This window comes from Flavobacterium sp. ABG (genome assembly GCF_001027725.1).
Classification (GTDB): Bacteria; Bacteroidota; Bacteroidia; order Flavobacteriales; family Flavobacteriaceae; genus Flavobacterium; species Flavobacterium cupriresistens.
On record NZ_LEKS01000006.1, the window covers coordinates 52747 to 75809 of the forward strand.

Genomic DNA, 23063 nt, shown 5'->3' on the forward strand with positions numbered 1-23063 from the left:
TCATTTTTGGAATTAATAGTACTCAAAAATCATAAAAAATTATCGATTACACAACAATTAAAGTAATTCTTTTTCCGAAAGTTGTTTCAAATATAACGAAGAATAATAACCCTCCTGATTTATTAATTGATTATGAGAGCCTTGTTGGATGATTTTACCGTCCTCAAGGATGATAATTTTGTCGGCATTTTTCGCTGAAGAAACCCGATGACTGACAATTATTGTCGTTTTATCTTTACAAATTTCGAACAAATTGTTCAAAATCGTCTCTTCTGTCTCTGTGTCGACTGCAGATAAGCAATCGTCAAAAAGTAAAATAGCCGGATTTTTAATAATCGCTCTCGCAATTGAAACCCGTTGCTTTTGTCCGCCCGAAAGGGTGATACCTCTTTCTCCTAATACAGTGTCATATTGTTTGTTGAAAGCAATGATATTGTCGTGAACAACAGCGTTTTGTGCAGCTTTAATAACTTCTTCGTCTGTGGCATTCTGATTTCCAAATTTGATATTGTTTTTAATAGTATCTGAAAATAAAAAAGCATCCTGAGGAACAATTCCAATGTTGTTTCTTAAATCATTTAAATTTAAAGTACTTATTTCATGTTGGTCAATTGTGATTTTTCCTTGCGTAACATCATATAAACGTGAAATGAGTGATAATATTGTTGACTTCCCGGAACCGGTTTTTCCTAAAATAGCTAAAGTTTCTCCTTTTTTTACTGTGAAAGTTACATTTTTAAGTGCCTCAATATTGGTGTCTTCATAGGTGTAACTCACGTTTTCAAAAGAAATGGAGCCTTGAATATCGGATGGATTTTGATTGTTGTTTTTGATTTCCGGTTCAATTTTCAAAAATTCATTTAGACGTTTTTGCGAAGCTTCGGCTTCCTGAACCATAGAAGAAACCCATCCTAATGAAGCAACAGGCCAGGTTAACATGTTTACATATAAGATAAACTCAGCGATAGTTCCGATGCTTTGAATAGTACCATTAATGTACATAACACCACCAAAATAAATCACCACCAAGTTACTGATTCCGATTAAAGCAATCATTAGGGGGCCAAAAAGGGATTGTACTTTGGCTAGATCTAAGCTCTTTTTCTTGCTTTCGTCAGCAAGAGCAATCATGTTGTTTTGATGTTGATTTTCTAAAGAATAAGCCTTTATTACTCGTATTCCTGAAAAGATTTCCTGAGAGAAACTAGAAACTTTAGATAAATATTGCTGGAATATGGTACTTTTTTTATTGATGGCTGAACTTAGTTTGAAAATGCAATAAGAGAGTATAGGTAATGGCAAAATCGTATACAAAGTCAGTAAGGGAGATACACTATACATATAGATAATCACAATGGCAAAACGGATGAATGTATTAATCGTATACATAACGGCAGGGCCCACGTACATACGTACTTTTGATACGTCTTCGCTGATTCGGTTCATTAAATCTCCGGTTCTGTTTTGTTTGTAGAAATTTTGCGAGAGATTTTCATATTGTTTAAAGACTTCATTCTTTAGATCAAATTCAATATGACGTGACATTACGATTAAAGTCTGACGCATTAAGAAGGTCAGGAAGCCCGCAACAATGGTAGTAGCTATGATTAGCAGTACATTATGAATCAAATCCTGATGGTACGAAGCGATAATTGTTTTCGATACCTGATCGGCTTTTGGTAATTTGTCGAACTTTTCAATAGCACTTAATGACCTGCTAATTAGCTTTGGAGTGAATAATGAAAAAATTTGTGCGATTATGGTGATTAAAATTCCTAAAGAGAAACTATATTTATATTTGATGAAGTATTTGTTTAAATAGCGTAATTCTTTCATTTTTTTAAGATATTCAATGTTAAAATGATATTGGTTTTGTGAATTGCTTTAAATAAAAAGCAATAGAAAACGCAATTTGTTCACAATAAATTGATTGTTAATTTGTTATTCTAAAGACAAAAAAATAGCACATGTGTATTTTTTGTTTATGTTTGAGATGTCTTTTTGACAAATTCATAATTTTAACAAATAAATAGTAGCGCTATGGATGCAACTTTCACAACTGGAAAGGAACTTCAAAAAATGGATCCTGTTTTTGGTCAGTTATCTTTTAACGATCACGAACAAATTGTATTTTGCAATGACAAAGATACAGGTTTAAAAGCAATTATTGGTATTCATAATTCAGTTATGGGACCAGCTTTAGGAGGTACTAGAATGTGGAATTATAATACTGAATGGGAAGCTTTAAACGATGTTTTGCGTCTTTCAAGAGGTATGACTTATAAATCTGCAATTACCGGACTGAATATTGGTGGGGGAAAAGCAGTAATTATTGGTGATGCCAAAACGCAAAAAACTCCTGAGTTAATGCGTAAGTTTGGCGAATTTGTTCACTCTTTAGGTGGTAGATATATTACAGCTGAAGATGTTGGAATGGAGACTAAAGATATGGATACCGTTAGAGATGTAACACCTTATGTTACCGGAATCTCTGAAGAAAGAGGTGGTTCAGGAAATCCTTCTCCTGTAACAGCTTACGGTGTTTATTTAGGAATGAAAGCGGCTGCAAAAAGTCAGTTTGGTTCTGATGTTTTAGATGGTAAAAAAGTTTTGGTTCAAGGAATTGGACACGTGGGTGAAACTTTGGTTGAGTATTTGACTAAAGAAGGCGCACAAGTGACTATTACCGATATCAACGAAGAAAAATTGTATCAGGTAGCTTCAAAATACAATGCTACAATTTATACCGGAGAAGATTTATATACTGCTGATGTTGATATTTATGCACCATGTGCAATGGGAGCAACCATCAACGACGATACTGTAAACAAAATAAAAGCTAAAGTTATTGCTGGAGCAGCTAACAATCAGTTAGCAGATGAGAATGTACACGGAGCAAGATTACAGGAAAGAGGTATTTTATATGCACCGGATTTCTTAATCAACGCGGGTGGAATTATCAATGTTTACGCTGAATTAGAGCACTACGGTAAAGCCGAAATCATGAGTAAAACCGAAAATATCTACAATACAACTTTAGAAATTATCGATTACGCTGTGAAAAACGGAATGACTACACATAAAGCAGCACTTACAATTGCTCAGAATCGTATCGATCAAAGAAAAATCGAGAACGCTAAGAAGTAGTTTTTAAGACTTAGTCTTTAGAGTCTCAGTTTTCAGTCCCGGTTCTCAGTATACGCTGAAGACTGTGACTGGGAACTGAGACTTTTTTTATTCACTAAAGTTTAAATAACAGATTCTGCAAGGTCTTTTTTTGGCCTTGTAGGTATCATGATTTATGTTTTGCCCTTGCAAGATCAAAAAATGACTTCGCAGGAAAAATAGAATATGTGAAAATCAGATACTTAAGGATCGAACTCAGATTATTGATAGATTCTGTAAACTGCGACTGAAAACCGCGACTTTCCTTTATTTATCAGTACATTTTAAAGGCCGCGAGTAAGACTGAAAACGATGACTGAGACTGAAAACTGCGACTTTCCCCCTACGACTAAAACTTAATTGATTACGAATTGTGTTTTTTATTGGATTAAATTTCATTATAACCTGTTTAATTCTTATTTTTGCACCCTAATTTTAAAATGTTCTTACAAGGTGGTAAATAGAAGACACATACGCGTTAAAGTAATGCAATCCATTTATGCAATGCATCAAAGCGGTTCTGATAATATGGAAAAAGAAGAGAAATTTCTTTTTTATAGCATAGATAATATTCAGGACTTATACCTTATAATGCTTTCTTCGTTGATAGAAATTTGTAAAAAAGAGTCAGTTTTTTTACATCTTTCAAGTAAAAAACATCTTGCAACTGCTGCAGAACGTAATCCGAATGAAAAATTTATCAATAATAAAATTTTTCAACTACTTGCCGAAAGTAATTCACTTAGTATCGCTTTAGAAAATCGTAAAATCAATAACTGGTCATTAAATGATGATTATATTTTATTGCTTTTAAATGATATTAAATCAAGCGAATTGTATGCTAAATACATGAGCAATTCGACCAATACTTTTGAAGAAGACAGACAATTTGTAATTGATTTGTTCGCTGATGTTATTGTTCCGAATGATAAATTGTATGAATATCTGGAAGACGATAAATTAACATGGGTTGATGATATTCCGGTTGTAAATACGCATATTATCAAGCAATTGAAAGCGATTAAAACGCAAGATCCGGACGATTTTAGAGTGCCAAAATTGTACAAAGATGTAGAGGATAAAGATTTTGCAAAAGATTTGTTCAGAAGAACCGTTTTAAATGAGTCGATTTTTGCAAAAGAATACGATGATAAAACACCAAACTGGGACAGTGATCGTATTGCTGAAATTGATACTATTATTTTAAAAATGGCAATTTGTGAGTTTTTAAAATTCCCTTCAATTCCTGTAAAAGTAACTCTTAACGAATATTTAGAAATTGCCAAAGAGTATTCTACACCAAAAAGTAGTATTTTTATCAACGGAATTTTAGATAATTTAGTTAAAGAGCTGGAAGCTAACAAAAAGATGATTAAAGTTGGTAGAGGTTTGATGTAATTGAAAGTAATTTTCAAAAACTAGAATTTCAAATTCCAAAAAGAATATTAATAATAAACAAAAAAGAATTTAAATTATGGGACAATTAACTCAATTTGCGCCATTTCTATTAATGTTTGTGGTAATCTATTTCTTTATGATCAGACCACAACAAAAAAGAGCAAAAAACGAAAAAGAATTTGAAAGCAGCCTAAAAGTAGGTGACAAAATAATTACAAAAAGTGGTTTTCACGGTAAAGTAGTTGAACTTGCAGAAACTACCGTAATCATTGAAACAATGTCAGGGAAATTAAAATTAGAGCGTTCTGCAATTTCTATGGAAATGAGCGCTGCTTTGAACAAAAAAGCATAGTTTTTTTTTAAAATTCCAAAATTTTTAAAATCCCAAATTCCAAAGTTGTAATACTGGAATTTGGGATTTTTTATGACTAAAAACTAGTATTTGCTATGACTTTGTCATTTGAAGACACGAGAAATCATACACGAAACTCGGCAAATATTGGCGATTTCGGGGATAAGCCTTCGACTTCGCTCAGGGTGACATTTGGGGGAAGTTTGGAATTTGGAATTTTAGTATTAGAATTTCAGTCCTTTTTTTTTGTCATTTCGACGAAGGAGAAATCGCATCCAATATTCGACAAAGATTGGCGATTTTGTATGCGGAGTTACGCGTGTGATTTCTCCTTCGTCGAAATGACACGGAATCAAGTAAAAGTGTAAGTTAGAAAAATAACAGGCCACATTTGTTCCTTTCGAGGTACGAGAAATCACACGCGTAACTAGACAAAGAATGGTCGCTCACTATGCGGAATTCCTGGTGTGATTTCTCCTTCGTCGAAATGACACGGAATCAAGTAAAAGTGTAAGTTAGAAAAATAACACGCCACATTTGTTCCTTTCGAGGTACGAGAAATCGCATCCAATATTCCACAAACTGCGTGTGTTTGACTTTTTGTTTAAAGTAAAAGTTGTGTTAAGCAAATTTAATCTGGAAAATCAGTAGGAGACTTTAGTTATCATTCTTTTTTCTCAAGTAGAAATGAGTAAACAACAACACCCAGTTCCCAAACAATTGGAATTTGGAATTTAAAAATATTGGAATTTGGAATTTAAAAATATTGGAATTTGGAATTTAACTACCTGTATTTATCATTCAACCCAATATGCCCTAAAACCATCGGGATTATCTTTTCGATTCTTGAAAGTTTTGTTTTTTCCTGTTTGGCAGTTTCAATATATTCTAAAAACTCATATTGTTTGTAAGGAGAAAAAGCCTGAAAAGCTTTTGCTAAAGCCGGATTCTGACTCATTTCTTTTTCCAGCAACTCAGAAACGATTGTTTCTTTTTTTGTTGGTTTGATGACTTTTCCCTGTTTTTCGTTTTCAATAGCCTCCAGAATATATTCCAGAACTTCTTTTTCGTTTACCTCTTCTTTAGAGGTAAAACGCCATTGACGTAATGATTTTGTTTTGTCTTCCTGGGCGTTGATGAGTTTCTTTTTCTCGTCTTTCAAGAAAACGCCATTGAAGAACCAAATGGTAAAATAATCCTTAAAACCCCCAATTCCGATAACATTTTTTTTATTGTAAACATAAACCGGGCCGCCCCATTTTACGGTTTCAATCAGTTCGGTTTTGTCAATAATTGATTGAAGAAGAAGTAATTCTTCCTCCCAATTATTGACTTTGTCCCAAACGTGTTTTTTATCGGATGCTGGTTCCAATTATTTTCTTTTTTTAGGTTTTTCAGGTGCATCAAAAATTCCCGGTACTGCTGTTAACTCTGCAATTTTTACAATGACATTAGTTGCTTTTTGGATGCTTTCTGCGGGAACATATTCATATTTTCCGTGAAAGTTATGACCGCCGGCAAAAATATTAGGACATGGTAATCCCATATAAGATAGTTGTGAACCGTCAGTTCCCCCACGAATAGGTTTTATGATCGGTTTTATGTCTAATTCCCTCATTGCTTTTTCGGCTATGTCAACGATATGTTTTACGGGAAGTACTTTTTCTTTCATATTGTAATATTGGTCTTTTACTTCAATAGTTACAATGTCTTCGCCGAACTTTTTGGCGAATTTTTTATTAATTTTCTTCGCAATTTTTTCGACTAACTCTTTTCGTTTTTCGAATTTTTTCTTGTTGTGATCGCGAATGATAAGCTCTAAAACGGTTTCTTCAATATGTCCTGCGATATGATGAACGTGAAAGAAGCCTTCGTATCCTTTAGTTTGTTGTGGTGTTTCTCCTTTTGGAAGTTCATTGATAAAATCATTTGCAATCAGCATTGAATTGATCATTTTTCCTTTTGCATAACCCGGATGAACACTTTTTCCTTTAAAAGTAATTTTGGCGCCTGCAGCGTTAAAGTTTTCGTATTCTAATTCGCCAATCTGACTTCCGTCCATCGTGTAAGCCCATTTTGCTCCGAATTTCTCTACGTCAAAATGATGCGCACCGCGACCAATTTCTTCGTCAGGGGTAAATCCAATTCTGATTTTACCGTGTTTAATTTCAGGGTGCTGTACCAGATACTCCATTGCTGAAACAATCTCAGTAATTCCGGCTTTATCATCGGCACCTAATAGCGTTGTTCCGTCAGTTGTGATGATCGTTTGCCCTTTATATTGTAATAAATCTTTGAAATAGTCAGGTGATAAAATGATGTTTTTTTCGGCATTCAGAACAATGTCTTTTCCGTCGTAATTTTCAACAATTTGTGGTTTTACGTTTGCTCCGCTAAAATCCGGTGAAGTGTCAAAATGTGAAATAAATCCAATTGTAGGGACTTCATGATCCACATTGCTTGGCAAAGTAGCCATGATGTATGCTTTGTCGTCTATTGTAACGTCTTCTAAACCAATTGTTTTTAGTTCTTCGACTAATTTATTGGCAAGGTTCCATTGTTTTTCTGTACTTGGAGTTGTTTTTGAATTTGGATCAGATTCTGTATCAATTGTTACATAACTTATAAAACGATCAATAATATGTTGCATTTTTTTATTTTTTAGCAAATATAGACATTTTTCTTAGCTGTAAAATTGTAGCTCTTAATATCTAAATTCAAATAAAAAAGGATTCTGTTTTGTAGAACCCTTTTGTTGTGTTTTATTTTCAGATGCTTTTTACGCATCTAAAGCCAAGATGATTGGCTGCAGATCTGATTTCTCCCTTTCCTCTTGTGCCGACCATATAGCGCGTGCAATACTGATCGGTGCATAAAAAGGATCCGCCTCGATGTACCCTTTTTTTCTCTGTTGGATCGCTCGGGTCATTGTAAGCTTTTGGCCCTTGTGGGTTTTTGGTGATTTTTCCATCTCCGGCTAACGTTTGGTAGTAGTCTACACTATACCAATCGTTGACCCATTCCCATACGTTTCCGCCTATGTCATAGAGGCCATAGGTATTTGGTTCAAATTGTGCAGTTGGTGCAATTCCTTTAAAACCATCTTCACCGGTGTCTCCGTCTTTGATTGGAAAGTGCCCCTGATATATATTGGCTTGAAATTTTCCATTTGGTTTTAATGTATTTCCCCAGGCGTATAAGTTTCCGGTTTTACCGCCACGGGCAGCAAATTCCCATTCCGCTTCAGTAGGTAATCTTTTGCCGGCCCATTTTGCATAGGCAGCAGCATCTTCATAGGTAATGTGAACTACAGGATATTTTTCTTTTCCTTTAATGCTGCTTTGAGGGCCTTCAGGATGTTTCCAGTCGGCACCGCCAACATAGGACCACCATTGTAAAAAGTTGTTCAGATTAACTGCGGCTGGTGTCGGAGTAAATATAACAGATCCTGTTATTAGATCTTCTTCGGCTGCCGTTGGAAATTCTTCTTTAGTTGGTTTCTGTTCCGCAACAGTTACATATCCGGTGGCTTTTACAAATTTTGCATATTCTTCGTTGGTGACTTCGGTTTTATCCATAAAATAACCGTCTACATAAACGCGGTGAATAGGAGCAGCGTCTTTTGTTACGCCTTTTATGCTGCACAAACTTTCATCTTCAACATTACTGCCCATCGAAAATTCTCCACCGGGAATCCAAACCATTCCTTTCGGTGCTTTAGAGGGGGCAGGAGTTTTGTTTGCAATGGTTGGTTTAAAATCAGATTCGGCTGTAGTATTTGGAGTTTCAGCACAATCTACGGCAGCCAGTTTTTCTTTCGGACTTTTAAAAGTGGTATAACCGAAAGCAAGAGTAATAATGGAGATGGTGAGTATGGCAAAAATCCAATAAGTTTTAGTTTTCATTTTGGGTGATTTTGGTTTGAATGGTATTGTTGTATAGGGTAATAATGCCTATGATGTAAAAAAATAACCTTATTAAATACAATTTGTTTAATAAGGTTATCTAATTTCATTTCAAATATATAAAAATTCTACTGTTTCTATAGAGTAAATAGTTTTTATCTGAATTATTTTATTTTTTCATCAGAAGGATCTATTTATCTTCCTCAACAAGAGCTACTTCGTATTTGTCTTTACCGTCAACTTGTACGGGTTGATAGTAGGTTTCACCAAATTTGATGTATTTTACATCACCAACGGTAACTTCTTCACCACCTTCAGGCAGGCTTTCAACTATTGTTCCTGCTGTTGGTGCTACTACTTTATAATTGCTGCCGTCTTTTTCATAATAGGTTCCGCCGTAATAATAATTGTTGACCGTTCCTGTATTGACCGTCTGGGCGCCACTCGGAATATTGTTTACCGTTCCTCCAACCGGAGCTGGTACGGCAGTGTAACCTCCGCTTGATGATTGGTACCAAACCCCTTGGTCATAGTGGTATTGTGTGCTTTCTACGCTAACAACAATTGCTGTAACGGCCAAAGAGGTAATAAAGAATCCCCATGGATGCCAAACTGGTCCCCAATAAAAAGGTCTGTACGGATGGTAGAAATAAGGGTGGTAACAATTGTATCGGTATCCGCCATATCGGTATGCAGGACGACCATAAGCAACATTGTTTCTTCTTACAACTGTATTACGATTGTTACGAACGTGAACGCTGTTGTTTACATTTATGTTTACATTGTTTCTGTTTTTATTAACAGTATTACCGCTAATGTTGTTTCTGTTACCGGTTTTGTTTCTGTTTGTTGTAGCATTCCCTCTGTTATTGGTTACTTTATTGTCTCCAATTTTTGTTCCGGAATTATTGGGTCTGGTTACTTTGTTGTTAGTGTTGCCAGATCTGTTGATTGTGGAGGTTTTGTTCCCTGCAGCTGGCCTTGTTGGTCTTGTTGTGTTTGCCGGTCTTGCTTTTGGTGTAGGTCTGGCCTGAGTAGCTCCGCCCGCGCGATGTGCACCGCCGCCGACATGTCCTCCACCGCCTCCATGACGTTGTGCCATACCGTCAAGTGAAATTAGAAAAAAAGAGCCTATCAAGCATTGGACTGCCAACTTTTTAATTGCATTTTTTATATTTTTCATCTTCAGTGTTTTAGGTTCACTAAATTATAAAAAAAAACGTATAAATATTTAAAAATTAAACTGATTTTAACGAACAAGTGCATTTAATTCCGGTTTTTAAGTAAATTTTTGTAGCAGTATTAAACTATCATAGGGACACTTTCAAGTATTATAATTAAATTTGCCACCGAAAAAACAACAACAACAACACACTATGTATAAATTGATAATTCGTCCGATACTTTTTTGGTTTGATCCGGAAGAAGTACATTACTTCACTTTCTCTTTCGTTAAATTCATTTCAAAAATACCAGGAGTTTCGTCAATAATTAAATCCGTTTACGAAGTAAAAGACAATCGTCTGGAGAGAGAAGTTTTTGGAATTAAATTTAAAAACCCCGTAGGACTTGCAGCAGGATTTGATAAAGATGCTAAATTGTATAAAGAACTTTCTGATTTTGGATTCGGTTTTGTTGAAATTGGAACCGTTACCCCAGTGGGTCAGGAAGGAAATCCTAAAAAACGTTTGTTTCGCTTAAAAGAAGATCTGGCGATTATCAATCGAATGGGATTCAATAACGGAGGAGTTCTGGAAGCTGTAGAACATTTAAAAAAGAATTCAAATGTTTTAATAGGAGGTAATATTGGTAAAAATAAAGTCACTCCAAACGAAAACGCGGTAGACGATTACATTATTTGCTTTGATGCCTTATTTGATCATGTTGATTATTTTGTGGTGAATGTAAGTTCTCCAAATACTCCAAATTTAAGAGCGCTGCAAGACAAAGAGCCATTAACAGCTTTGTTGCAGACGTTGCAGGACAGAAATATAGAAAAGCAAAAAACAAGCAGTCAAAAAGTAAAACCTATTCTTTTGAAAATTGCTCCGGATTTAACAGATGAGCAGTTATTGGATATTATTGATATTGTGAAAACAACTCAGATTGCGGGCGTAATTGCTACCAATACTACAATCTCACGTGACGGATTGCAAGCTGCGAATCAAACAGAAATGGGTGGTTTGTCAGGGAAGCCTTTAACTAAGCGTTCTACAGAGGTTATTCGTTTTCTTTCTGAGAAAAGTAATAAAGCATTCCCTATTATTGGAGTAGGAGGTATTCACTCTGCGGATGATGCCATCGAAAAGTTAAATGCAGGAGCAAGTCTGGTACAATTGTATACCGGTTTTATTTATGAAGGTCCGGCCTTGATAAAAGCCATCAATAAAAAGATTTTAAAGCAATTGTAAAAGTAATGCCTGCACGATAAGTCCGGTGAGGATTGCGGTGCCAAAACTCAGTAAAGTACCAATTAGAACATATTCGGTAAGTTTTCTGTCTTTGGCTTCTTTTAGATCACCAAATCTAAAAACCGATTTTGCAGCCAATAAAAATCCAATGGCTTCAAAGTGACCCGTCAGTATAAAACAGAAAACAAACAGACGCTCTAATATACCAATATAGTTTCCGGCTTTAGCCAGTGAATTATCGCTATGCGCATTGCTACTTTCAGGGCTCCAGATGGAAATAATTATCTTGATAAAAATGGAAGTTGGTTTTGTGACCAATAAAATTCCTGTGATTAAAATCCAAAACTGATTGCCAAACCAGCTGATGTCGATTGATTTGTTTTGATAGAGAAAAACAACTCCGATTAAGACTAAAACATGCAGAATTTGGTCTACTATAAACCAGGTGCGTTTTGTTTTATTTTTTTGAAAATGCAGTTTGATCAGATCAATTATTCCGTGTGAAATGGTAATAAAAACGGCATAGGGTATAAATTGAATTTCTCCGACAAGAATTGCAGTCAAAACTCCGTGAAGAAGAATATGAAGATATAAATAAATACTTTTATGTTTTTTAGCTTCTTTATCGGCTACCCATGAATTGGGCTGGCCTATAAAATCGCCTAATAGGTGGGCTAAAAGTAATTTTATAAATAAAAGCATAAGACTATAAAGTGTTTATTTGTTTTCTAAAATAACGATCCAGACTTAGTATCAAATCAAATTGGGCACGTTTTTGTCTGCGACTCACAGCAGCTCTTTTGATGCCTAACTTCGGTGCTAATTCTTCTTGAGATAAACTAGGGTTTTCTATTGCAATAGCTACAAATTCGGCAGATTGTGCTGGCCAGTTGTCCATAAAAGTAAGGGCTAACTGAAGCATCAGATTCATTTTTTCGTCGATTAGCGGGTTGCCTGTTTGTATCGCTAAAGTCACTTTTTGTTTCTTTAAAGTCTCAAAAAGTTCCCCCGAATGGATGAAAGCAGAGCCATTGCTTTCAGATATTTTTTCAGCAGCATGCGTTTTGTCGCCAAAACCAATGCTCATTCTCGCATCGAGTTTGATAGATTTCAAATGTGCTTTTACTAAAATCGCCGACAATAAAGCGTCTTCAGGGTTCTTTATTTCGATTTGAAATTCGTCTCCTCTGTATACTTCCCATTGCAGGGGCGCCTCGCCAAATAAAGACAGGATCTTTTTTAAACCTTCTACCCAATCTTTTGATTTCTGTTTTCTGGAGTCAATTAAGTCTCCTGTGATTACACTAGTCATAGATTCAAATATAATAAATAATAATAGTATTACAAAAGTACGCAATATTTTTAAATGTTACGTTTTTGTGTAACATTTTGTATTGTTACGTTATTGTGTAACATCTTCAAATATTACACAATCATGTAATTTTAGCATTAAAGAAAATTATAGTTTTTATTTCTTTAAAAAAGAAACTAACTTAGCCTTCATAAAAGAATAAGCTTTGAATAAAGAAATTAAGATTATCGAATGTCCACGTGATGCTATGCAAGGTATCAAGGATTTTATTCCGACTCAAAATAAGGTTTCCTATATACAAGCTTTGCTTAGAGTAGGATTTGATACCATTGATTTTGGAAGTTTTGTATCTCCAAAAGCGATTCCGCAAATGCAGGATACGGTAGAAGTGTTGGCTCAGCTTGATTTATCTCAAACAACCAGTAAGCTTTTGGCTATAATTGCAAATACGCAAGGCGCCATTTCAGCTTCAGAGCACGAACCGATTCAGTATCTGGGTTTTCCTTTTTCTATATCAGAGAATTTTCAGATGCGAAATACACATAAAACTATCGCAGAATCTTTAGTTACGTTATCAGAAATTCTTGAAATTGCCGATAAAAAAAACAAAGAAGTAGTAACCTACCTTTCTATGGGTTTCGGAAATCCGTATGGTGATCCGTGGAATGTTGAAATAGTGGGAGAGTGGACGGAAAAGTTGTCTAAAATGGGAGTGAAAATCTTATCGCTTTCCGATACGGTCGGAAGTTCTACACCGGAAGTGATTACGTATCTTTTTTCGAATTTAATTCCGAAATACCCACAAATAGAATTCGGAGCGCATTTGCATACGACGCCCGATAGTTGGTTTGAGAAAATAGATGCCGCGTATAAAGCAGGTTGCATCCGCTTTGATGGTGCTATTCAGGGGTTTGGCGGGTGTCCGATGGCTACTGATAAACTAACCGGAAATATGCCTACCGAAAAGTTGATTTCTTATTTTACCGCAAACAAAAAAAGAACAGAACTAAATTCTTTAAGTTTTGAAAGTGCTTATAATGAAGCGTCAAAATTGTTTGGGAAATATCATTAAAAATGAAGTATTTTTGTTTGACATAGAAAATAATAATCAGTAACTCTCAATTTGGAGTTCTTTAAATCTAATTATCAGGTAGTCATGAAATTGTACTTTCAAAATAAAATACTTCCATTTATTATTTTTTCTTTATTCTTCGTTTCCTGTTCAAGTGATTTAAATTTTGATCAAGTTGATGACTTTAAGTTGCAACCAGTCTTGGTCGGTAATTTGGCTTATTTTAATGTGCCCGCGAATCAATTTGTTGATAATGGAGTTGAGCAAATAATTACATCTGATGTACAGGAGTTTGATGTTTTTAAGGAAAAGTTTTTACGGGATGATGTGGTGAAAGCTGAGTTTGATTTTGAAATTGAAAATACGATAAACAGAGCTTTCACGGTAAAATTATTGCTTATTAGTGAGGATAACAAAACGCTGGAAACGATAACACTTTTAGTTCCTGCTTACTCAGGGAGTTCAAATGTAATAAAGTACCCTACAGAAGTGTTTGAAAATCAAAGATTAGCATTGTTAAAGCAAACAACTAAAGCTGGCTTTGTATTACAAATGGACGCTGGGCCACCTTTAAATGAAAATAGTCCGGGAAGTTTAAAATTGAGATCAGGTGCAACAGTTTATATGGAAATAGAATGAAGAAGATAGGGTTAATTTTAATAATGCTTTTTCAGTTTTCCTCTTTTTCTCAGAACAAAGAAGTACTGTATAATTTCACTTCTATTCCGCAATCATCACTTGTAAATCCGGGTGCTGATGTGTCATACAAATTTTATTTTGGAGTTCCGTTATTGTCCGGAGTTTCTGCTAATATAGGATCAAAGAGCTTTTCGGCCTATGATTTATTCGCTGATAATGGAGTTGATTTTAATGATAAAGTTCGAAGCATCGTAAACCGATCATCGAATACGGATAAAACACATATCAATCAACAGCTCGAAGTATTCTCAGGAGGTTTTAGAGTAGGAGACAGGGACAGTAAATCGTATGTTTCGTTTGGAGTGTATCAGGAATTTGATTTCTTGATGTATTTTCCCAAAGATGTAGCTGTTTTGGCATTAGATGGAAATCGGGATCATATTGGAAAATCATTCAATTTAGGAGATTTAAATCTTAAAGCAGAAGTACTTTCTGTTTTTCACATCGGATTTCATAAAAAGGTAAGTGAGAAGTTAGTTCTTGGTGGTCGTGCTAAAATTTATTCAAGTGGTGCCAACATAACAGCGACAAAGAATTCGGGTTATATTTACACCGGACAAAATGCGGGAACACCCAATTTTTACAATCAGGCTATTTCCTCCAACGTCGAAATCAGAACTGCCGGAATTGCTAGTTTTAGAGAAGACGATTATAATGGAAATATAGCAAGCGATCTTGCCCGTAATACCTTTCTTGACGGAAGTTTAGGCCTCGGTTTCGATGCCGGACTTACGTATTATTTTAAAGAAAATCTTCAATTTACAGCGAGTGTTGTGGATGTCGGTTTTATTAAACAATCCAAGGATGTTCAAACTTATACGTACAAAGGATTTTACAAGTATGATGGTGTAAATCCTATTTTTTCGGGTACTAATGACCCTGAAAATGCTTTTGATGAGTTCAAAAAAGCCATTCCACGCGATACACTTTATTCGAAATACACCACCTGGAGACCGGTTAAATTTTACTCCTCTACGCAATATTCGTTTGGAGAATCCCGCTCAGATGAAGATTGTAATTGTAAAGGAAGCGTGGGGAGAAAATATGTAAACGCCGTGGGAGGTCAGTTGTTTGTGATGTCAATGCCAAAAGCCCCTTTTGCTGCTTTTACCGCTTTTTATCAGCGTAGTATTTTTGAAAAACTGGATGCAAAAGTTACATATACATTTGATACTTTTTCTAAGAAAAATATCGGTTTAGGGCTTTCCGGAACTATCGGAAAATTTAATCTTTATGCCCTTGTCAATAATGTTTTGGAATATAAAGATGTTACAAAAGCCAAAAGTCTGGCATTTCAATTCGGATTTAATTTTGTTTTTCAGGATAGTGATGAATGATGTGTTTTACTGTGATGTGTTTTAAACATATAAGTGATATAAGTTCATATAATAGCTTGGCTTAATTGGTGCGAATAGGAGTTTTTTTAGTTCATTTTAGAAAAAAGCAAAATTTAAATGAACTTATGTTACTTATATGGTTCAAAAATTTAAGTGACCTATTTTTGGTTATGTGCTATTCTTTACAATCGCCATGATTGAAGAAATTAGAATGTTATAATGCTATATTAAACTATATAAGTGATATAAGTTCATATAATAGCTTGGCTTAATTGGTGCGAATGCTAGTTTTTTTAGTTCATTTTAAAGAAAGCAAAATTTAAATGAACTTACATTACTTATATGGTTTAAAAAATCAAGTCACCATAAGTAATGTAAATTCATATAATAGCTTGTTTTAATTGGTTTGAATACGAGTTTTTTTAGTTCATTTTAAAGAAAGCAAAATTTAAATGAGCTTACATTACTTATATGGTTCAAAAAAATAAGTTATTTATCTCGTCTTTGTGCCATTCTGTACGCTAGCATTAGCGGTGTTATAATGCAGAATCAAGCGCTTTTTATTTGTAAGTTCTTTCTTGTAAATTAAATTTTATGAATAAGTTAGTGAACAAGTTTCCAATTTATTCACTACATTTGCACGCAATTCAACTAGAAATTGCAACATGATAGCACACAACTCCAAGATTATCGGCGAAGGTTTAACTTATGACGATGTATTATTAGTACCTAACTACTCGAATGTGCTTCCACGCGAAGTGAGCATCAAATCAAAATTTTCAAGAAACATTACATTAAACGTTCCAATAGTATCAGCTGCTATGGATACCGTTACCGAAAGTGCAATGGCAATCGCTATGGCGCAGGAAGGCGGAATTGGTGTTTTGCATAAAAATATGACGATTGAGCAGCAAGCTGCAAAGGTTAGAAAAGTAAAACGTGCTGAGGCAGGTATGATTATCGATCCGGTAACTTTACCGTTGACTTCAACAATTGCAGATGCAAAAAATGCAATGAAAGAATTCGGAATTGGTGGAATCCCAATTGTTGATGAGAATAAAATTTTAAAAGGGATCGTTACAAACCGTGATTTGCGTTTTGAGAAAAATGGTGCCAAGCCTATTGTTGAGGTAATGACAAGCACAAACTTGGTTACCGTTGCAGAAGGAACTTCATTAGAGCAGGCAGAAGTAGTTTTACAAGGCCACAAAATCGAAAAATTACCGGTTGTAAATGATAAATACGAATTAGTTGGTTTGATAACTTTTAGAGATATTACCAAACTAACTCAAAAACCAATCGCAAACAAAGACGTTTTTGGACGTTTAAGAGTAGCTGCTGCAATTGGAGTTACAGGAGATGCTGTTCAAAGAGCAGAAGCTTTAGTTGCTGCAGGAGTAGACGCTATTATCATCGATACCGCTCACGGACATACAGAAGGTGTTGTGAATGTATTGAAAGAAGTAAAAACAAAATTCCCAAATATTGATGTAATTGTAGGTAACATCGCAACTCCCGAAGCGGCTAAATATTTAGTAGAAAATGGTGCAGATGGTGTAAAAGTTGGAATCGGACCTGGTTCTATCTGTACAACTCGTATCGTTGCCGGTGTTGGTTTTCCTCAGTTCTCTGCGGTTCTTGAAGTAGCAGCAGCTATAAAAGGAACAGGAGTTCCGGTAATTGCAGATGGTGGAATTCGTTATACAGGAGATATTCCTAAAGCTATCGCTGCCGGAGCTGACTGTGTAATGTTAGGTTCATTATTAGCAGGAACAAAAGAATCTCCGGGAGAAACAATCATTTTCGAAGGAAGAAAATTCAAATCTTACCGTGGAATGGGTTCTGTTGAAGCCATGCAAGGTGGATCTAAAGATCGTTATTTCCAGGATGTTGAAGACGACGTTAAAAAATTAGTTCCGGAAGGAATTGTTGGTCGTGTTCCTTACAAAGGAGAATTAAACGAAAGTATGCTTCAGTTCATTGGTGGTCTTCGCGCCGGAATGGGATACTGTGGATCAAAAGATATTCCAACTTTGCAAGAGACTGGACGTTTTGTTAGAATCACTTCTAGCGGAATCACAGAAAGTCACCCGCATAATGTTACTATTACTAAAGAAGCTCCAAATTATTCTAGATAATTAGAGTTTTTTTATAGAGATATAAAGGCTGTTTCGCGATTCGTGAAACAGCCTTTTTTTTTTGTCATTTCGAAGCATGAGAAATCACACAAGAAACTCCGCAAACCTTTTCCATAACTTTGTCATTCTGAGGAACGAAGAATCTTCACAAGAAACTCCGCAAAGTAAAGCTCAAGACAATTGATTCAGCGAACGAAGATTCTTCGTTCCTCAGAATGACAAACTGGGCGTGAGCTGCGTGTGTGATTTCTCATGCTTCGAAATGACAAATTTATGATTACCTTTTGAGGATGATCATGAAATAACAGGGTTTTATGAAAAGTAATAAAAAACTTTGCGACGCTGCGACTTTGTTAGAAATCAATGTTCAAACTTTAAAAAAATACAATTCTCCTAGAAAAAAAATTATTGAGCAGTTTCTCGAACTTTTTGATTGTCTAAAATACTTTTTAGGAAAGGTTCAACTTGTTTGTCTATATCTGACTCCGAAATTGTCAATGCTTTCGGATCATTGACCAATTCGAACCAGGGTTTTGGTCCGTCAAACGGATAATTGCCAAAAACAATAACCGGAGTTCCTTTTACTTTTACATTTTCGCTGTCTTTCAAAATCCATTCGTCTGCCCATTTGTATAGGTATTTAGCATCCTTTTCAAGAAGTCTTAAGCAAGAATGAGACGCAGGATAACCCGGTAATTCGTATTGATGAAAACCAACGCCCAGTTTATTTTCGATATTAAAATTCCATTTTAAGTCCCATTCATCATTAAAAGTACTGGTTGTTTTTTCTGCTTTCCAATTGGTGAAAAATAAACCGGTTGGTGTTGGGTCTTTTTTTCTTCCCATATTGGTTGGACCGGTATAAACCAATTCGCCGTTTTCATAAGCGGCAAATGTTTGAGTCGGATAAGAGAAAATCAGGACTTTTGAGACGTTTTCTAAAGAAGCAACATGCAATGGAAAAGGGAGGTAATAAACCAAGTCACCGCTAAAATCAGTTGGGACAATAATAGAGTCCATTTTGGTAAGGTTGGCCTTGTCAGTTCGGTTTACGGCGCAAGCAATACTTAACTTACTGCTGTCGGCCTTGTTTGTTTTTAGCCATTCTTTGGTGTTTTCAAAGTGGTAGGAAACTGAAGATTCAGGCTTTTTATATGTTATCGTTTTCTTCTCTTTAATTGTAGTTTTGGTAGTGCGTTCGTTTTTACAAGAAAATAAAATCAAGAGGATTAAAATCAGAACGAATGGGGTGTTGTGTAACTTTTTCATACAGAATATTTTAGAGTACTAAAGTTCTGTTTTTAATGCCGGAATTAATTACACAATTCCTGAAATAGTTTATTTGATTTGCATTTTTAGTGAATTGAATTCATTTGATATAATTCATCCAATATTATTTTGAAAAGAGTAACTAGGGATTTTAGGATTTCTAAATCATTAATTTTGCCGTCTGTATAATATGATAGTTCATAGTTGCCTTCGGTTAATTTTTCTTCCCAGATTCCCTTTTGATCTGAGATTAGAATATTGACATCTTTTTGAGATTCGATTTTATTTCGAATTTCTTTATTTCGTAACAGCGTTTTTACTTTGAACTCATTATCACTTTTAATGGTAAAAGCTTTATCGAATTGAGGATGTCCAATTTTTATATCTTGTGCTCCAAGAAAATTTTCAATTTTACGAAGAAATCCCTCTCTGTAAATTTCAAACCTAAATGGAGAGGCAAAAGTAATTGGAGTTACGACTCTTGTCATTTCTGAGCTGTATTTGCCGGACCAAATCGTAAAATTATCGAATGTTATTGTCCAGTTTTTATATTCAATTGTTGTTGAATCAGAAATAGAAGAATGTCCTTTTTTAAAAGCACCTCCGGTTTCTTTGGTAAATTCTTGCCAAATATTGATTTCGGTTTTTTGATTCATAAAAATAGTATTTAATGTGTGTGTTGTCTCCTGCAAGGTCTTTTTCTGACCTTGCAGGAAAACCATAATATATAAAATGTTAGCTCTAGATTTATGTCTCTATGTGTTAAATAAATAGGTTTAAATACTAAATCAACCCTTTTATCTTAGCATGTTGTAGCAAAAGAATCGTTTTGGCATCCAAAATTTCACCGGATTCTATCATTTTGTAAGCTTCATCAAAAGTATATTCCAAAACTTCGATATTTTCCTGTTCGTGATCCAATCCGCCACCTTCGTTTGCTTTCATGGTTTCGTCATATTCACCGATAAAAAGGTATAATATTTCCGTAACTGAACCCGGTGACATGTAGGTTTCTATCACTTTTTCTACTTTGCTTAATCGGTATCCGGTTTCTTCTTCGGTTTCGCGAAGGATGGCTGCTTCTGCATTTTCCTGATCCAAAAGTCCGGCGCAAACTTCGATCATCATTCCGGTCTTATTTCCGTTAAGGAAAGTTGGCATGCGGAATTGTCTCGTTAGCACTACCGTTTTCTTTGTTCTGTTATAAAGTAAAATGGCAGCTCCGTTCCCGCGATCGTAGACTTCACGGATGTGGGATTCTGTTTCGTTATTTCCTAATTGATAATCAAAAGTTACTTTGTTTAAAGTATACCAATTGTCTGATAATAATTTAGTTTCGGTTATTTTAATTTTAGGATTTGTCATAGGAGAAAATGTTTTGCATAAAAAAAACGCTCTGATGATCAGAGCGTTTAGTATTAATTATTTCGTTATTGTTTGCTTTCTGTCTGGTCCAACCGATACAATTTTGATTGGCACTCCAACTTCTGCTTCAATAAATTCGATATATTCTTTTAGCTCAATTGGCAATTGATCGTAAGTTGTCATTCCAGTTAAGTCAGCTTGCCATCCTTTGAATTCTTTGTAAACCGGAGTTACATTTTCCGGCTCGATGTTGTAAGGAAAGTGAGAAATATTTTCTCCTTTGTAGTTGTACTCCGTACACACTTTTAAGGTCTCAAATCCTGAAAGAACATCGCCTTTCATCATCATTAATTGAGTTACACCATTTACCTGAACAGCATATTTTAAAGCTACTAAGTCTAACCATCCACAACGTCTTTGTCTTCCTGTTACAGAACCAAATTCGTTACCAACTCTTGCCATAGTGGCACCAACTTCGTCAAAAAGTTCTGTTGGGAATGGACCGCTACCTACACGTGTAACGTAAGCTTTGAAGATTCCGTATACTTCTTTGATTTTGTTAGGAGCAATTCCTAAACCAGTACAAGCTCCGGCTGCAGTAGTGTTTGAAGATGTTACGAAAGGATAAGTTCCGAAATCAACATCTAACAAAGAACCTTGAGCTCCTTCGCATAGAATAGATTTACCTGCTTTTTGAGCTTGGTACATGTATTCTTCACTGTCAATAAAGTCTAATTTTTTTAATTCTTCAATAGCTTCGAAAAACTCTTTTTCAAGTTCGTCTAAGTTATATTGGATCGCAACATCATAAAAAGCAATCATTGCTTCATGTTTGTCTGCTAATGCTCTGTATCTTTCTTTGAAATCTTCTAATTCGATATCTCCAACACGCAATCCGTTTCTACCGGTTTTGTCCATATAAGTTGGGCCAATTCCTTTAAGTGTAGAACCGATTTTTGCTTTTCCTTTTGATGCTTCTGAAGCGGCATCTAACAAACGGTGTGTTGGTAAAATTAAATGTGCTTTTCTTGAAATGATCAATTTAGATTTAATATCAAGATTAAATTTTGCTAAACCTTCGATTTCTTTTTGAAAAACTACCGGATCTATTACAACACCATTTCCAATGATGTTTACTGATTTTTTATGAAAAATCCCGGAAGGAATGGTTCTTAATACATGTTTGATTCCGTCAAATTCTAATGTATGTCCTGCATTTGGTCCTCCTTGAAAACGTGCAATAATATCATAATTAGAGGTAAGAACGTCAACAATTTTTCCTTTACCTTCATCTCCCCATTGTAATCCTAGTAATAAGTCTACGGTCATTCTGTTTTAATTTGCGTTGAGACAATTTAAATTGCCCTACTGATTAATGTAGTTAATTTTCTTCTTTTATTTTTAAAATAATTCCTTTCGGACTATTGTTTTTGTTTTTTATTCCCGTAGAAATACAAAGAGTGATTGGTGATCTCGATGTCAAAGATTTCTTCGATTGTTTTTTTGATGGTTTGAATTCTTGGATCACAAAATTCGATCACTTCACCGGAATCAGTCATGATAATGTGATCGTGTTGCTTATCAAAATAAGACTTCTCATAGTAAGCCTGATTTTGTCCAAATTGATGTTTTCTAACCAAAGCGCAGTCCAACAATAACTCGATCGTGTTGTATAAAGTTGCTCTACTCACACGATAGTTTTTGTTCTTCATTTTGATATAAAGATTTTCTATATCAAAGTGCTCTTCGCTATCGTAAATTTCCTGAAGTATAGCATAACGCTCAGGAGTTTTGCGATGCCCTTTTTGCTCAAGATACATCGTAAAAACATTTTTTACAATTTCTTGATTTTTAGAATTGTCAGTTGAAATTAGTGTCATAATCTGGCAAAGATAATTTTTTATTTTAATGAATAAAAGTTTCAGGTTTAAAGTTTAACTTTCAAATCGGAGTTTATGTGTGGCAAAAGCTCTTGTTTAAGGGTTTTGCGTTACTTTTTTTTACCGGTTTAAGTTCGCTTTATTAACATATTTATTTTTATTTGAGATAATACTAACAAAATTTTTAGTTGGTTTTTGTCATAAACATAAACCAGTTCCATTCCCATGTTTTGCCTTTATCGTCACTCATGGCCTGGCTCCAGATTGGCTTTTTTTTATCGCGGGCATCCCAACGGAATACCTGAATTACGTTTCGGCCTTCAAAAGTATCTTCTGAAAAAAAGTGACCTACATTGTCTTCAAAGGAACCGATTACAGGTTGGTCTAAAACCCCCGTTGTTGAATCGGACCAATAAATACTCCACAATTTTGTGGCGGGATTAAACAAACGAACTGTCATTCCTTCAAAAGGTTCGCCATTAAACGTGGCGAGAAAATTATCAATATTACCAATTCCGTTTAGAATCTTGTACATTTCCTGTGTGGAGGGAAATTCAATCCATTCGGTGCAATTGGCAAATCTTTTTTTTAATTTTCTGTTTTGAATAATAGATTTTCCCTGAAAAAAGTCAAAATCATGTTTTGAGGAAGTTTCAGAAGCGACAATTACGAGACTTCCATTTGCGTCAAAATTTAATTTCGGAATTTCTAAGGAATTATTTTTCATCAGTATAATTTTAGTATAAATAGAGTAGGAGTA

Annotated in this window: 21 protein-coding genes; 8 read left to right on the forward strand and 13 right to left on the reverse strand. The window is 34.9% G+C overall.

The window, feature by feature from the left end; all coding sequences use genetic code 11:
* Positions 1-57 precede the first annotated feature (57 nt).
* Complete coding sequence (locus tag AB674_RS07895; protein WP_047775455.1) at positions 58-1836, reverse strand: ABC transporter ATP-binding protein; 1779 nt, start codon at positions 1834-1836, stop codon at positions 58-60.
* A 204-nt stretch (positions 1837-2040) separates the two neighbouring features.
* Between AB674_RS07895 and AB674_RS07900 the strand changes: the two genes are divergently transcribed.
* From AB674_RS07900 to yajC, 3 genes are all read left to right on the forward strand, one after another.
* On the forward strand, positions 2041-3147 hold the full coding sequence (locus AB674_RS07900; protein WP_047775457.1) for a Glu/Leu/Phe/Val family dehydrogenase: 1107 nt from the start codon (positions 2041-2043) through the stop codon (positions 3145-3147).
* A gap of 504 nt (positions 3148-3651) precedes the next feature.
* Positions 3652-4563, forward strand: a complete 912-nt coding sequence (gene nusB / locus AB674_RS07905) for a transcription antitermination factor NusB (protein ID WP_047775766.1) — start codon at positions 3652-3654, stop codon at positions 4561-4563.
* A gap of 76 nt (positions 4564-4639) precedes the next feature.
* Positions 4640-4915, forward strand: a complete 276-nt coding sequence (gene yajC / locus AB674_RS07910; RefSeq protein WP_047775458.1) for a preprotein translocase subunit YajC — start codon at positions 4640-4642, stop codon at positions 4913-4915.
* A gap of 784 nt (positions 4916-5699) precedes the next feature.
* On the opposite strand, the gene AB674_RS07915 is transcribed toward yajC, so the two are convergent.
* From AB674_RS07915 to AB674_RS07930, 4 genes are all read right to left on the reverse strand, one after another.
* A complete protein-coding gene (locus AB674_RS07915) occupies positions 5700-6287 on the reverse strand; it encodes a YdeI/OmpD-associated family protein (protein WP_047775460.1) in 588 nt (195 codons plus the stop codon).
* Positions 6288-7565: a peptidase T gene (pepT, locus tag AB674_RS07920; protein WP_047775461.1), complete on the reverse strand. Its 1278-nt coding sequence runs from the start codon at positions 7563-7565 to the stop codon at positions 6288-6290.
* Between the two features lie 118 nt (positions 7566-7683).
* On the reverse strand, positions 7684-8820 hold the full coding sequence (locus AB674_RS07925) for a formylglycine-generating enzyme family protein (RefSeq protein ID WP_047775463.1): 1137 nt from the start codon (positions 8818-8820) through the stop codon (positions 7684-7686).
* 190 nt (positions 8821-9010) lie between these two features.
* A complete protein-coding gene (locus AB674_RS07930) occupies positions 9011-10003 on the reverse strand; it encodes a DUF6515 family protein (protein ID WP_047775465.1) in 993 nt (330 codons plus the stop codon).
* A 193-nt stretch (positions 10004-10196) separates the two neighbouring features.
* Here AB674_RS07930 and AB674_RS07935 point away from each other — a divergent pair, with 193 nt between their 5' ends.
* The gene (locus AB674_RS07935; protein WP_047775467.1) at positions 10197-11231 is read left to right on the forward strand and encodes a quinone-dependent dihydroorotate dehydrogenase; all 1035 of its coding nucleotides are present in this window, start codon (positions 10197-10199) and stop codon (positions 11229-11231) included.
* Here the strand turns inward: AB674_RS07935 and AB674_RS07940 are convergent.
* Entirely contained in the window at positions 11217-11933 is a 717-nt protein-coding gene (locus AB674_RS07940; protein WP_047775469.1) for a DUF3307 domain-containing protein, read from the reverse strand. The two genes, AB674_RS07935 and AB674_RS07940, sit on opposite strands and share 15 nt — an antisense overlap.
* Before the next feature lie 4 nt (positions 11934-11937).
* Complete coding sequence (locus AB674_RS07945) at positions 11938-12543, reverse strand: hypothetical protein (RefSeq protein WP_047775471.1); 606 nt, start codon at positions 12541-12543, stop codon at positions 11938-11940.
* Positions 12544-12748: 205 nt separating this feature from the next.
* Here AB674_RS07945 and AB674_RS07950 point away from each other — a divergent pair, with 205 nt between their 5' ends.
* The 4 genes from AB674_RS07950 to guaB all read left to right on the forward strand — a co-directional run bounded on the left by AB674_RS07950 (position 12749) and on the right by guaB (position 17789).
* Positions 12749-13615 (forward strand): hydroxymethylglutaryl-CoA lyase, encoded by an 867-nt coding sequence (locus AB674_RS07950; protein WP_047775472.1) that lies wholly within the window; start codon positions 12749-12751, stop codon positions 13613-13615.
* Between the two features lie 84 nt (positions 13616-13699).
* Entirely contained in the window at positions 13700-14254 is a 555-nt protein-coding gene (locus AB674_RS07955; protein WP_047775474.1) for a hypothetical protein, read from the forward strand.
* On the forward strand, positions 14251-15651 hold the full coding sequence (locus AB674_RS07960; RefSeq protein WP_047775476.1) for a DUF5723 family protein: 1401 nt from the start codon (positions 14251-14253) through the stop codon (positions 15649-15651). The genes AB674_RS07955 and AB674_RS07960 overlap by 4 nt, the downstream gene beginning before the upstream one ends.
* Before the next feature lie 665 nt (positions 15652-16316).
* Complete coding sequence (gene guaB / locus AB674_RS07965) at positions 16317-17789, forward strand: IMP dehydrogenase (protein WP_047775477.1); 1473 nt, start codon at positions 16317-16319, stop codon at positions 17787-17789.
* A gap of 405 nt (positions 17790-18194) precedes the next feature.
* Here the strand turns inward: guaB and AB674_RS07970 are convergent, their stop codons facing one another.
* From AB674_RS07970 to AB674_RS22120, 6 genes are all read right to left on the reverse strand, one after another.
* Positions 18195-19058 (reverse strand): L,D-transpeptidase, encoded by an 864-nt coding sequence (locus tag AB674_RS07970; RefSeq protein WP_047775479.1) that lies wholly within the window; start codon positions 19056-19058, stop codon positions 18195-18197.
* 86 nt (positions 19059-19144) lie between these two features.
* Positions 19145-19714, reverse strand: coding sequence for a hypothetical protein (locus tag AB674_RS07975; protein ID WP_131701526.1), 570 nt, complete (start codon positions 19712-19714; stop codon positions 19145-19147).
* 127 nt (positions 19715-19841) lie between these two features.
* Positions 19842-20423, reverse strand: coding sequence for an NUDIX domain-containing protein (locus AB674_RS07980; RefSeq protein ID WP_047775482.1), 582 nt, complete (start codon positions 20421-20423; stop codon positions 19842-19844).
* Positions 20424-20480: 57 nt separating this feature from the next.
* Complete coding sequence (locus AB674_RS07985) at positions 20481-21752, reverse strand: adenylosuccinate synthase (protein ID WP_047775483.1); 1272 nt, start codon at positions 21750-21752, stop codon at positions 20481-20483.
* A 92-nt stretch (positions 21753-21844) separates the two neighbouring features.
* Complete coding sequence (locus tag AB674_RS07990) at positions 21845-22303, reverse strand: Fur family transcriptional regulator (RefSeq protein WP_047775485.1); 459 nt, start codon at positions 22301-22303, stop codon at positions 21845-21847.
* 184 nt (positions 22304-22487) lie between these two features.
* A complete protein-coding gene (locus AB674_RS22120; protein WP_082210612.1) occupies positions 22488-23030 on the reverse strand; it encodes a hypothetical protein in 543 nt (180 codons plus the stop codon).
* Positions 23031-23063: the final 33 nt, after the last annotated feature.